9 protein-coding genes and 2 pseudogenes are annotated in these 13,050 nt (G+C 61.0%); 9 read left to right on the forward strand and 2 right to left on the reverse strand.

From position 1 onward, the window contains the following. Together L979_RS16215 and L979_RS04790 are read left to right on the forward strand one after the other, a co-directional pair. Positions 1-718, forward strand: a pseudogene (locus L979_RS16215) (hypothetical protein); the annotation flags it as partial. Between the two features lie 91 nt (positions 719-809). Next, positions 810-2,384 (forward strand): sensor histidine kinase, encoded by a 1,575-nt coding sequence (locus L979_RS04790; protein WP_047689957.1) that lies wholly within the window; start codon positions 810-812, stop codon positions 2,382-2,384. Positions 2,385-2,411: 27 nt separating this feature from the next. Here the strand turns inward: L979_RS04790 and L979_RS04795 are convergent, their stop codons facing one another. Beyond that, positions 2,412-2,660, reverse strand: a complete 249-nt coding sequence (locus L979_RS04795; protein WP_047689913.1) for a WhiB family transcriptional regulator — start codon at positions 2,658-2,660, stop codon at positions 2,412-2,414. Positions 2,661-2,942: 282 nt separating this feature from the next. On the opposite strand from L979_RS04795, the gene L979_RS04800 reads away from it, so the two are divergent. The 5 genes and pseudogenes from L979_RS04800 to L979_RS04820 all read left to right on the forward strand — a co-directional run. Next, the gene (locus L979_RS04800; RefSeq protein WP_047689915.1) at positions 2,943-3,386 is read left to right on the forward strand and encodes a hypothetical protein; all 444 of its coding nucleotides are present in this window, start codon (positions 2,943-2,945) and stop codon (positions 3,384-3,386) included. A 202-nt stretch (positions 3,387-3,588) separates the two neighbouring features. Continuing rightward, positions 3,589-4,776 carry a UDP-galactopyranose mutase gene (gene glf / locus L979_RS04805; protein WP_047689919.1) on the forward strand — a complete coding sequence of 396 codons (1,188 nt, stop codon included), beginning with the start codon at positions 3,589-3,591 and terminating at the stop codon, positions 4,774-4,776. After that, positions 4,773-6,812, forward strand: a complete 2,040-nt coding sequence (locus L979_RS04810; protein WP_052209506.1) for a glycosyltransferase family 2 protein — start codon at positions 4,773-4,775, stop codon at positions 6,810-6,812. The genes glf and L979_RS04810 overlap by 4 nt, the downstream gene beginning before the upstream one ends. Then, a complete protein-coding gene (locus L979_RS04815; RefSeq protein ID WP_047689921.1) occupies positions 6,809-7,681 on the forward strand; it encodes an ABC transporter permease in 873 nt (290 codons plus the stop codon). Before L979_RS04810 ends, L979_RS04815 begins: the two co-directional genes overlap by 4 nt. A gap of 78 nt (positions 7,682-7,759) precedes the next feature. Further along, a pseudogene (locus tag L979_RS04820) lies at positions 7,760-8,452 on the forward strand (ABC transporter ATP-binding protein); the annotation flags it as partial. 337 nt (positions 8,453-8,789) lie between these two features. On the opposite strand, the gene L979_RS04825 reads toward L979_RS04820, so the two are convergent. Further along, positions 8,790-9,293 carry a GyrI-like domain-containing protein gene (locus L979_RS04825; RefSeq protein ID WP_052209508.1) on the reverse strand — a complete coding sequence of 168 codons (504 nt, stop codon included), beginning with the start codon at positions 9,291-9,293 and terminating at the stop codon, positions 8,790-8,792. Positions 9,294-9,669: 376 nt separating this feature from the next. Here L979_RS04825 and L979_RS04830 point away from each other — a divergent pair, with 376 nt between their 5' ends. Beyond that, positions 9,670-10,380: an ATPase, T2SS/T4P/T4SS family gene (locus L979_RS04830; RefSeq protein WP_081993811.1), complete on the forward strand. Its 711-nt coding sequence runs from the start codon at positions 9,670-9,672 to the stop codon at positions 10,378-10,380. Positions 10,381-10,514: 134 nt separating this feature from the next. Next, positions 10,515-12,842: an AAA family ATPase gene (locus L979_RS04835; RefSeq protein ID WP_047689923.1), complete on the forward strand. Its 2,328-nt coding sequence runs from the start codon at positions 10,515-10,517 to the stop codon at positions 12,840-12,842. Positions 12,843-13,050: the final 208 nt, after the last annotated feature.

The raw sequence follows: 13,050 nt of genomic DNA on the forward strand, positions 1-13,050 counted from the left end.
GGATCGCAATCGACTGGACGTGGCAGCACTGGATCGAGCTGCGGTGCGTGTGGATCTGGGTGGGGCACACCTGGACGTGTTGACCGGGCTCACCCGCTCGGAGCGCTGGCCGGAACTGCGGGGTGGGTCCGTGACCAAGCTGTTGAATGCGTGCCGGCGGATGCGCGGTGGGGCGGGAAAGTCTGAACTGCCTGTTGTGGTGGTGGACGTGGGATTCAGCGTGGAGGAGGACGAGGAACTTTCCTTTGACACCCAAGCGCCGCGGCGCAATGCGGCCACCCTTGTTGCATTGGAAGAAGCAGACCTGGTGGTGGCTGTGGCCGCCTCGGACGTGGTGGGCCTGCCGCGAGCAGCCAAGTCCCTGCCCGTGGTGCTGGAACGGACCCAGGCTCCGGTGATGGTGGTGGCCAACAAGGTGCGCAAGGCAGCGGCCGGCAGATCTCCTCAGGCGGGGATCCGGGAGGCCTGGGAAGCCATGGGTGCTCCGGTGCCGATCTCTGACTACATCTCGTTTGACCCCACCACCGTGGACCGTGCCGTGCTGGATGGATCGGTGTTACGCGAATGCGCGGGTGGATCTGCCATCCGGGGCGAGGTCAAGGCCGTGGCGGAGAATGTGCTGCGCCGACTTTCTGGGGCAGAGGTGGCAGCCGCGGAGGAAGAAATGGTGCGGGAGACAAGTTTTGGCCGAAGGATGAGTGCCTGGTTGCGCCGGTGATAGCCTGCCATGGAGCCTGAACCCGTGACAGGCTCCTGGCTTGCAGCGATGATGCTGAGTGGGTCAGACGGAATCCTCGCCACAGAAGGTCGTGCTGTTGCCACTCACCGCCCTGCAGGAACACCCCGAAGTCTCCGAACAAGCCCGTGAGCACCTCCATCTTCTTCTGGGGGAGTGGCAGATTCTGGCGGATCTGGGCATGGGGGATGTTCTGCTGACTGTTCCCGAGCGGTACACGGCAGGGGGTGCTGAACCCAGGCGGCCTGCAGTTGGTGCACCCATGGTGGTCATGGCACACACCAGGCCCGGCACGGCCCAGACCTTTTACGCGGATGATCTTCTGGAGCGGGAGGTTGAGGAGTCCCTGGGTGATTTCCTGCGCGAGGCATGGGGCAACCACTCGCTGTCCGTGTACCGGGACCGTGTGGCACAAACGCAGGTGTTTGCGGTGCCCGTGACGTGGCAGGGAATCACGTTGGCCGTCCTGTCCCTGCACGCCGAACTCGGGGAGGACCGCCTCTCCAGCATGGATCTGACCTACCGGGACTGTGCCATGGACCTGATGAAGATGGCGCAGGCCTGTGATTGGCCCGCATCCGGGGTGCCCACGGCTCCCGGGCGCGGTGCTCCCCGGGTGGGCGACGGTGTGATGTGCCTGAGCGCAGATGATTCCGTGCGGTTTATGTCGCCCAATGCCGTCTCTGCCCTGAACCGGGTCAGCTCGGTCTCCAAGGTCATGGGCAAGACCCTGACGGACGGCTTGGCATCAGCCCTGCCGGTCGGTCAGCAGGTGGACGAGGGCCTCATGGGCGTGCTGCGCGGGCGCATGGCCGACTACGCGGAATTGCGCCGGGGCCGCACAGCCATCACTTTCCGCTCGATCCCGGTCAAGGTGGATGGCGAGCGGACCGGGGCGATCGTTCTGTGCCGGGACGTCTCCGAACTGCGTCGTCGTGAACGGGAGCTGTCCTCCAAGGACGCCACCATTCGGGAAACCCACCACCGGGTGAAGAACAGCCTTCAGACCGTGGCCGCGCTGCTGCGGATGCAGGGGCGCCGCTCCGACTCCGAGGACGAACGCCGCGGTCTTGTGCAGGCCATGGGCCGGGTGGAGACGGTGGCCATGGTTCACGACGCCCTGTCAGAGATGCCAGAGGGTGCCGTGGATTTTGACACCTACTTTGCGCGGCAGCTGAGGGCCATCGTGGATCTGGCGGCCACGGGTTCGCGGGTGAATGCCGCCATGGAGGGCAAGTTCGGGGAGATCCCGGGGCACATGGTCACGCCGTTGGCGTTGGTGCTCAATGAGGTGTTGACCAATGCGGTGGAACACGGCCTGGCCGGTCACGGTGGCAACATCACCGTCACGGCACGTCGGCACATGGTTGAGCCCACACCCGCCACGGACGGCTCGGCGGCTGGCCCGGCTGAGGAACTGGTGGTTGTGGTGGCTGATGACGGTGCGGGCCTGCCCAAGGATTTCCCCGTGGGGCGATGGGCTGCGGATGAACGCATGGACCCTGAACTCAAACCGCGCGGCCTGGGCTCCCGAATCGTCAGGAACCTGGTGCTCGGGGAACTGGATGGTTCCATCACCTGGGCCAGGGGTGAGAAAAGCGGCACGGTCGTGGAGACAACCGTGCCGCTTTACGAGGATCCCGTCTGACGGGAATACCAGTGAAGGTCTGTTGATTCAGGAGGCGCGGCGCGCCCGGGCGTTACGGCGCTTGAGGGCGCGGCGCTCGTCTTCGCTCATGCCACCCCACACACCGGCATCCTGACCGGAGGACATGGCCCAGCTCAGGCATTCATCCATGACGGGGCAGCTACGGCACACGGCCTTGGCTTCTTCGATCTGCAGAAGGGCGGGGCCGGTGTTTCCGACCGGGAAGAACAGCTCAGGGTCCTTCTCGAGGCAGGCTGCGCGAGAGCGCCAATCCATCAGCGATGGCTCCTTTCGAATGCACGTGACTGCCGGGCATGACGGGGTGCTCCCCGGCGGGGTGTGCAACAGTGGCAAGGGGCGACGCGCTCCGGTGACCGGGCACGTCTGAAAACTTGCCTAGACTTTCGCATGTGAACACCGCGTGAACAAGGGGTTTGGGAGGTTCATCACACCACTTCCTGACCTTGTTCTGCGCCACAGTTGCCCATGGCCGGTGTGCACCGTTGCTGGGCACCGCACCCGCCCCCATCCGTTCGTCCAAGTATTCGAGGAGTCACCGTGCCCGCTGCTGCCACCCCCACCGGGTCCTCCGGTGAGTCCGGAGCAACCGGAATCCGCCCCGCCGCTTTGGTCCCCTTGGTGCTGATCGTGGCGGCCCAGGCCTTGATTCTGGGTGTGGGGGCTGCGTTCATGGTCTTCTCCATGATCACCGGGGACGTGTGGTCAGTGCCCGGAGCGATTTTCCTGACCGTGGTCTTTGGTGGTGGGTGCCTGTGGCTGACCAACGCGGCCTTGGGGTTGTGGCGGGGCAAGCGGTGGCCGCGGGCCGCTGCTTTCACAGCGCAGCTTTTCTCCCTGGTGGCGGCCGGTGCCATTGTGCTGCCCTTCACGACGCCGGGCGCGCTGGCCCTGATTGCCGCAGCCTTGACCGCCATGGTGTGTTTGTTCCTGCCGCCGGTGGTGGACTGGACCACGCAGGACGTGGATCCGCAGCTGCGCTGAACTGTGGCCGTCGATCACGAAAGGCGAGCGGGCGTCGTCGTCGTGAAGCGTCTCACTGTGGCGAACGTGCGTGGGCTGCATGGAGCACACGGCGGGCTCCGGTACTTTGGGCATAATGCCGTCAACGGTGCCCCGGGTACCGCAGCTTCACCCGGCAGGCGCTTGCCTAGCGGCGCCGGGACATCATGGAAACGGAGAGAACGTGAACGCTGATCTTGTGGTGGTCGGATCGGGCTTGTTCGGCCTGACGGTCGCAGAGCGCGCCGCCAACGAACTCGGGTTGAAGGTTGCGATCATCGATCGCCGCCATCACATCGGCGGAAACGCGTACTCGGAGAAGGAAGAGCGCACGGGAATTGAGGTGCACCGCTACGGCGCGCACCTGTTCCACACTTCCAACGAGCGCGTGTGGGACTACGTCAACCGGTTCACGGACTTCACCAACTATGTGCACAAGGTTTACACCCGGCACAACGGTGAGGTTTTCCCCATGCCCATCAACCTGGGCACCATCAACCAGTTTTTCCGTTCGGCCCACGGCCCGGCCGAGGCCAAGGCTTTGATCCAGGAGCAGGCCGGTGAACTTGCCGGTACTGATCCTCAGAACCTCAACGACAAGGGCATTCAGCTGATTGGACGGCCGCTGTACGAGGCGTTCATCAAGCACTACACCGCCAAGCAGTGGCAGACCTCCCCGGAGGAACTGCCTGCATCCATCATCACCCGCCTGCCGGTGCGCTACACCTACGACAACCGTTACTTCAATGACAAGTACGAGGGTCTGCCGGTGGATGGTTACACCGCATGGCTGGAGCGAATGGCTGAGCAGCCCAACATTGAGGTCCACCTGAACACGGACTTCTTTGACGATTCCCACGAATACTCCAAGGCCAACGTGGTGGGTCAGGTTCCGGTGGTTTACACGGGTGCTGTGGACCGGTACTTCGATTACGCCGAGGGGGATTTGTCCTGGCGCACCATTGACCTTGAAGAAGAGGTCTTGGAGATGGAGGACTTCCAGGGCTGCTCGGTGATGAACTACCCGGATGCGGATGTTCCGTTCACCCGTATTCACGAGTTCCGTCACTTCCACCCGGAGCGTGACTACACCAAGGACGCCACCGTGATCATGCGGGAATTCTCCCGTTTTGCGAACAAGGGCGATGAGCCTTACTACCCGGTGAACACCTCCGTGGACCGGGAGAAGCTGCTGAAGTACCGCGACCTTGCGGCGGGGGAGTCCTCCGTGCTGTTCGGCGGGCGCTTGGGCACCTACAAGTACCTGGACATGCACATGGCCATCGGCGCAGCACTGTCCATGGTGGACAACAAGATTGCCCCGCACTTCACCGGTGGCAACAAGATCCAGTCCGGAGGCATTGACGCGTGAGCGCAGAGACCCAGAACCCGGCAGGCGATCCGCCCGCTGGTCAGAGCGAACAGGACGCCCAGGGCTTCTTGTCCAAGATCTCCAATTCCCCGCAGACCGGTGGCCAGAACCTGCGCGAGGTTGCCCGCGTGGTGCTGCCGGCCAACCAGGACTTGGACGCCCTGCCGCTCTACGTGGACGGACCGGTCCTGAAGGAGGGCCAGTCCACTGCCGGTGGTGACACCGTGGAACACCCGGATGACATCCTGTCCCGGCGTTCCATGCGGATCCGTTCGGGCCGGCGGGTGTCCTTCGGCTCCTATTTCAACGCGTTCCCGGCCTCCTACTGGCGGCGCTGGACCACGGCGGAGAAGGTTGTGCTCTCCGTGGCCACGGAGGGTGCGGGTTCGCTGATCGTTTACCGCTCCAATGCGCGCGGTATCTCCCAGCGTGTGGAGGATCGGCGGGTCAAGGGCACCCAGACCAGCGAATTCGACCTCACCTTGGCGCCTTTCGGTGACGGCGGTTGGTACTGGTTCGACCTCATCGCCGACGACGACGGCATGGTGCTCACCCAGGCTGCATGGTCCGTGCCGGATGATCGCCCGGCCGGCACCGTCACCTTGGGCGTGACCACGTTCAACCGCCCGGACTACTGCGTGAACACCATCCGCACCATTGCGGATGCTGATGGGTTCGACGACGTCCTGGATGAACTGATCATTGTGGATCAGGGCAACAAGCTGGTGGAGGACGAATCCGACTTTGCTGAGGCCCAGGCCGCCATGAACGGCAAGCTGCGCGTGATCCGCCAGGGCAACCTGGGCGGTTCCGGCGGTTTCTCCCGAAACATGTACGAGGTGGTGCAGGGTCGTGAGGACGGCTCCAAGTCCGACTACGTGCTGATCCTGGATGACGACATCCTGTTGGAGACCGAGGGCGTTCTGCGGGCGGTGGCATTCGCCGACTTCTGCCGCACCCCAACCATTGTGGGCGGGCACATGTTTGACATGTACAACCGCCCGCTGTTGAACGGGTACGCGGAGGTCATCAACACCTACCGCTTCCTGTGGGGCCCGATTGACGGTTTGGGTGGGCTGGACTTCTCCGAGGCCGGCCTGCGCTCCCGGCCCAACCTGCACCGCCGTTGGGATGCCGACTACAACGGTTGGTGGATGTGCTTGATCCCGCGTGTGGTCCTGGAAGAGGTGGGGTTGTCCCTGCCGGTGTTCATCAAGTGGGATGACTCCGAGTATTCGTTGCGCGCCGCTGAGGCCGGTTACCCCACCGTGTCCCTGCCGGGTGCTGCCGTGTGGCACGTGTCCTGGATGGACAAAGACGACGCCGTGGACTGGCAGGCCTACTTCCATGAGCGCAACCGTCTGATTGCAGCCTTGCTGCATTCCCCGTTCCCGCGTGGTGGCCGGATCATCCGTGAGTCGTACAACGTGGACACCAAGCACACCATCTCCATGCAGTACTACGCGGCCTCCACGGTGTTGATGGCCATTGAGGACGTGCTCAAGGGACCGGAGCACCTGCACGGGATGATCGGCACCAAGATGCCGCAGATCCGGGCGCTGAAGGACGAGTTCTCTGACGCCCAGTTCAGCAAGGACCTTGGTGTCTACCCGGCCGCCAAGAAGTCCAAGCCGTCCAAGCGTCAGGGCCCGCCCAAGCCGCCCACCTACCGTGCGCTGCTGCCGTGGGCTGCCAAGACCGTGGTCAAGCAGATCGGTCTGCCGGTCCGGGACCTGGCAAAGTCCAACCCGGAGGAGTACGTGGCCCACCAGGACGGCAAGTGGTACCACTTGTCCACCCTGGATTCAGCGGTGGTCTCCAACGCTGATGGCACCGGCGCGGCCTGGCACAAGCGTGACCCGCAGGCGGTCCGTGACCTGCTGGCCCGCAGCGCCAAACTGCACGCTGAGCTGTTCTCCAAGTGGGAGTCCCTGTCCAAGCAGTACCGTGAGGCGCTGCCGCAGATCACCTCCGCTGATGCCTGGGTACAGACGTTCCAGGACAACCCCGCTGCACCGCGCAAGGAGCAAGGATGAGTTCTCCGGCACCAGAATTGGTGACGCCCGGCAAGGGCCGGGGCCTGCGGGACGTGGTTCACAACCGCTATCTGCTGCGGTTGATTGTGGACAAGGAAATCCAGATCCGGTATCGCGGAACGGTGCTGGGTCTGGTGTGGTCCTATCTCAAACCCGGCGTGCAGTTTGCAGTCTTCTACATCGCCATGGGTGTTTTCCTGGGCTTGAACCGCGGGTTGACCAACTTTGCCGTGTACTTGTTTGCGGGCATTGTCCTGATCAACTTTTTCAGTGAGATCTTTGGCAACGCCTCCCGCTCCATCACGGACAACGGAGGATTGCTCAAGAAGATCTACCTGCCCAGGCAGCTCTTTCCGGTCTCCAACTTGTTTGTGGCTCTGGTGCACTTTGTGCCCCAGATCCTCATCCTGATTGTGGCCTCCGTGGCCACCGGTTGGTTCACGGGTGTGGACGTCAAGCAGATCCTGGCCATTCCGGTGGCCATCGCCATCATTGCGCCTTTTGCCCTGGGGCTGGGGCTGATGTTCGCCACGTTCAACGTGTTCTTCCGGGATGCGGAGAACTTTGTGGACATGATCTTGATGGTGGCCACGTGGGCCTCACCGGTACTCTACGCCTGGACCATGGTGCGGGATCAGCTGTGGAGCTGGGTCTACTACGTCTATTTCCTGAACCCCATCACGGTGGCCGTTGAGTTGTTCCACTACGGGTTCTGGTACCCCACGGTCAACAATCCCGAACTGTGGCACGTTCCGCCGCATTTGCTGACCGTGTGGACTCCCATTGCGCTGGTGATCTCCCTGATCACCTTGTTCCTGGGAGACGCCATGTTCCGCCGCCATGAGGGCAACTTTGCCCAGGAGCTCTGAGCGCCCATGACCACCATTCCGTTCAAGAAGCCCGGTGTGGTCCACAGTGAGGAGACTGTGGCCATTCGCGCCAAGGACATGACCAAGTGGTTTGTGCTGCGCCACACCCGCTCCATCAAGGAAGCCTTTGTCTGGCTGGTCAAAGGCCGCAAGGGGGACCTGTCTGACAAGTTCAAGGCCTTGGACAACGCCAGCTTTGACATTCACGACGGCGAAACTGTTGCCCTGTTGGGGTTCAACGGATCCGGCAAGTCCACCACCCTGAAGATGATTTCCGGTGTGATGCACCCGGATTCCGGTTACGTGGGCACCCGGCGCAAGGTGGCGGGTCTGATTGAGGTTGGTGCTGGTTTCCACCCGGATCTGACGGGCCGGGACAACGTGTACCTCAACGGTGCCATCCTGGGGATGGACAAGGCGGAGATCGACTCCAAGTTCGATGACATCGTGGCCTTCTCCGAGATCGGTGAGTTCATTGACACCGAGGTGAAGTTCTACTCCTCCGGCATGTATCTGCGCCTGGCTTTCGCGGTGGCGATTCACACGGACCCGGAAGTGTTCCTGGTGGATGAGATCCTCTCCGTGGGGGATGAGCCGTTCCAGAAGAAGTGCATTGCACGCATCAAGGACCTGGTCCGCCGCGGCAAGACCCTTGTGGTGGTCTCCCATGACCTTGACCTGATCATGGACATCTGTGAACGCGGCATTGTGCTGGAGCACGGCAACATCGTGTACGACGGCTCCTCCGTGGGTGCCGTGGCCCGACTGCGCGACCGCCCCGTTGAGGACGTCCAGCGGGAACAGAATGAGCGAGTTGAACGCCGTCTGGTCTTGAAGCGCGAGGAACGGGAGAAGGCTGCCGCAGAGGCCGCCGAGCGCGGGGAGAAGTACGTCCCTGAATACGACCCGGAGCTGGACGACCCTGCCGATCTGGATGATGCGGACAAGGTCAAGCGCACCAAGGGACGTTGAGATCGGGTGGGTTGATCCACCTGGCGAGTCAACCCACCACCACCCAAGCGTGAACCCTCACGGCACTCGTTCATCACCACGTGATGGGCGAGTGCCGTGAGGGTTTACCTGTAGGTGGGCGGGATCAGTCCGCCGGTCAGGAATCCTTGACCAGCACGAACAAATCTGTGCGCAGGGTGGTGGGATCGGCGTCGGGGCTGGGCATGGTCACATAGGACTCCCAGAGGGGAAGGGCCACCGTGTGTCCAGCGGCAGCCACTGCTTCCATGAAGGCTCCCCAGGCCTGCCCCAGTCCGTCGTAGGGCCCCAGGTACGAGGTCACTGCCACTGTTCCTGCCGGCAGGACTGAGCTCAGCAAGCCCTGCGGTAGGTCGCCCGGGTGCCCGTCCACCGGGATTCCGGCTTCAATGTCCACGGTTTCTGACGGCATCCGTGTGTGCAGCCCAAAGGCTGGGCCTGTGGGTGTGACTCCTGCGGCCGTCAGGGCTGGGAACAGGGCACTGTAGGTGGAGTCGTAGAACTCGGACATTGCTTCCTGGGTCATGGGCAACCCGGATCGTCGCGCCACCACAGTGGGGATCTCCGCAGCCTTGAACACCACGACGCCGTGAAAAACGTCTTGTGGGATTTCCTGAGTCATGCCGTACTCCTTGATCGTGGGCTGATGGGTCTTGGTGCACCGGTTGGGGTGTCACCGTTCAAATCCACCCGGGTGTTGTGTTCCAGACTCTGGAGGGCACACGGACACCGCTGCTCCGGTCCATGTGCACCCGATCCAGAAATTTGCACCTGAAACAGCCCACATGTTCATGGAAGTGCATAGTGAGTCGAACCGTTTAGCCTAGTCGGCCGATTAAAACGCCTAGTCAGTGCAAGTTGTCCACAGGTGGCGACGGGGGAGTGTTGCAGGCCGACTCGCTCCGTCTAGATTCTTGCCCCGTAAGCAACGTATCTGACCCACACGGGCAGCTGCGTGGGAACGCGGGGTTCGGGGCCCCACGTGAAGGGGGATCGCCATGGCGCAGCTGACCAGCCGCACCTCACGCCGCCACGTGACACGGCTGAACACCACTGTGGCCCGGCCGCAGTCCACTGACGGTGATCTGACGTCCCAAGATCAGGCGCTCTCCTGGGTCCTGGACACCGTGCGTGAGCGAGTCCGCCTGCAGGGCCTGGATCCCGTGGAGACTCCTGATGAGGCCGCCAAGATCATTGATGCCGTCCTCCAGGACTATGACCAAGCCTCCGCCAGAACAGGCGCCGTCAGTTTCCTGGATCTCGATGCCACGCGCGCAGAGGTCCTGGACGCAGTCGCCGGCTTCGGTGTGTTGCAACCCTTGCTGGATGACGACACCGTGGAAGAGATCTGGATCAATGGCCCTGACCAGATCTTTGTTGCCCGCGGCGGCGAGTCGGAGTTGACCGGTCTGACCGTGGAGCACGAGGAGGTGAGGCGCCTGGTGGAGAGGATGCTGCGCCGGTCCGGTCGGCGTCTGGACCTCAGCTCCCCGTTCGTTGATGCGTCCCTGCCGGACGGCTCCAGACTGCACGTGGTCATCCCGGATGTCACCCGGGAGCACTGGTCGGTGAACATTCGCAAGTTCATCGTGGCGGCTCGCAGGCTCTCCGATCTCACAGGGCTGGGGTCCATCACCCCGGCGGCCTCAGCATTCCTGGCCGCCTCCGTCCGGGCTGGTCTGAACATTCTGGTGTCCGGGGCAACGTAGCGCCTCCCGTATCCACATACGTTAAACCGAAGCCCAGACGTCGCGCGGGAGAGTGACAAGGTGATGCGCCTCACGTACGATGTGCACGACTACAGGCAACAGGCGCCTGTCGAGACGATGACAAGGGGCGCACGTTGCTTAAGAAGATTAAGACGATCCAGGGCATTGGACTCTTCTGCAAAGCCAAAGGTGCGGAACAAAAAGAACTCGCAGAGGTAACCCTCATATTCGCGGAGAACGCCAGAGGCAAGTCCACCCTCTCCAGCATTCTTGGAGCAGCCGCAAAAGCGGACCCAGCGCCAATCGAAGAGCGCCACACAATTGACCAGCAGATCGAGCCCAAGGTCGACCTTGAATTTGAGCGAGGGCGAATGGTGCGATTCAAGGAAGGTCGATGGACCGGAGACGCGTCGAGTCTACGCGTCTTTGATTCTGATTTTGTAGATCGGAATGTTCATTCTGGTAGCGTCATTGATGTGGGTCACCGTCGTAACCTACTCGCTTTGGCGGTCGGAGAAGAGTCTGTTAAAGCAAAGCGAGCGCAAGAAGCGCTCGCTGTCGAACGAACAAAAGCACTAGCAGCAAAGGATGGGATCGAAACGAAGATCGCGTCTTTGCGCGGGAAGATGCCCCTCGCCGAATTCCTCGGGTTGCCCAAGGTTGCCGATGTCGATTCCGAGATTGATTCCAAAAGAACGAAACTGAACAGTATCCTCTCGTCCCGCTCGATCGCAAACCAAGAAAAGCCGCGGCTTCATGAACTTCCTTTGCTAGATGTCGAAACGCTTCTGGAAGACCTTTCGCGAACGCTTGAAAACTTGGAAGATGAAGCCGAAACTGCGGTGCGCACACACATTGAAGGGCTCAAAAAGCCCGACGCGCAGAGGTGGATTGGCGAGGGCTTGGACTTCTACAACGACGAAACCTGCCCGTTTTGCGGGCAAGCAACTGAGGAAGTCGACCTCATCGGACACTACCGAAGCATCTTCGACCAAGGGTACAAGCAACTGCGTCAGAAAATTGACGAACTGAATCGGACGGTGGACAGCGCGGTACCTGCGGATGCCGGTACGAAACTAACGACCGCCTCTCAGCACGTCAAAGATGTGATCGAGCCATGGGTGACCAACGGGTACATCGTAGTGGCTTCTGAAACGGGTGGTGTAAAACTCGCGGAACAACATGTGATCAACTTCAGGGACGCTGTGAAAGATGCGATTGGCAAGAAACAGCGTGACCTCAATTTTGCGCCGTCAAGCCAAGAGCAGGCTAGTATCCGTGAGTCGTACAATAATTACGTCAAGGTTGTCCAGCAAGAGAACGTCGTCGTACAGGCTGCCCTAGACGCAATCACGCAGTACCTGAATACCCTTGGAAGCCTCGATCATCAGTCGACTAGCGACGAACTCTTCCGGCTCGAACAAGCAAAGAACCGACACACTCAGGACGCTGAAACCCTCGCGAAAGCCTATCGGGAGGCATCTGTCGGTATCGAGGAGATTGAAGAGAAAATCCGAACGGCACGGAAAAGCGAACGTACGGCTCTCGACGCTTCACTGGGGAAGTATGCCGATAGAATCAACACGCACCTGGCGCGGCAGTTTGCGCCTTTCCGGATAGCCGATGCAGGCACTACATACAGTGGCGGAACCCCTGGAACTACCTACACCATCAAGGTTCGCGGTCAGGTCGTTAACTTGAAGGGTTCAGAGAATACCTTCAAGACAGCGCTAAGCGAGAGCGATAAGAGGAGTATGGCGTTCGCATTCTTTCTCGCAGCCACGTTAGATGACCCCGACCTTGATAAAAAGACCGTCGTGGTAGACGACCCGATGAGCAGTCTGGATCGAAACCGCCGAGCGAACACCGTCAAAACACTAGCAGAGATCGCGAAAGAATCTGGACAATTGATCGTGCTCGCCCACGATCCGAAGTTCCTGCTCGACCTTGATTTTGAAATCAAACGAGCGAGGAAGTTGCATGCGAGCGATAACTCGGTACATCCCATAAAGCGGAAACACATGAAAATGAAGAGCGTCATCGTGGACTCGAAATATGAAGCATACACGGACTTCGACGACTGCGATCTCCCACTCGAGTGCGAATCGAAGTACGCGCGAAACTACCGGACCCTCATCGAGTTCGTATCCGATCCGACCAAGGATCATATTGTGGCAGCAGGCGCGATACGTCCTCTTTTGGAAGGATACTTGCACCGACGATTCCCAAGTCAACTTCCACAGAACGAGATGTTCGGACCGGCAATTAGGAAGGTTAAAGAGGCTTCCGGAGATTCTCCGCTAGTCAACGCCCAGGATCAGGTTGAAGACATGGAGAATGTCGCTTACTTCGGTAACGGACCGCACCATGACTCCGATATTGACTATCGACCACCGATTCCAAGTCACACTGAAATCTACAACTACGCGAAGGAGTGCTTGCGCATCGTACACGGTGCCTAGTCCGAGATACAAATGCCGCGAACCCCGGGGAATGGGCGATCAGTCAGTCGTCGTGCCCTCGAACAGAGTGTTCAAATCAACTTCTAGTGTTGCAGCGATCACCGGCAAACTACTCGCATGGGGGACGCTCAGACCTCGTTCCATCCTGCTCCAACTGCTCAGGGCGAGACCGGAGGTGTGAGCACACGACTCCTGGGAAGGTTGGTTT

It is taken from the genome of Kocuria sp. ZOR0020, from assembly GCF_000800955.1.
Taxonomy (GTDB): Bacteria; Actinomycetota; Actinomycetes; order Actinomycetales; family Micrococcaceae; genus Kocuria; species Kocuria subflava.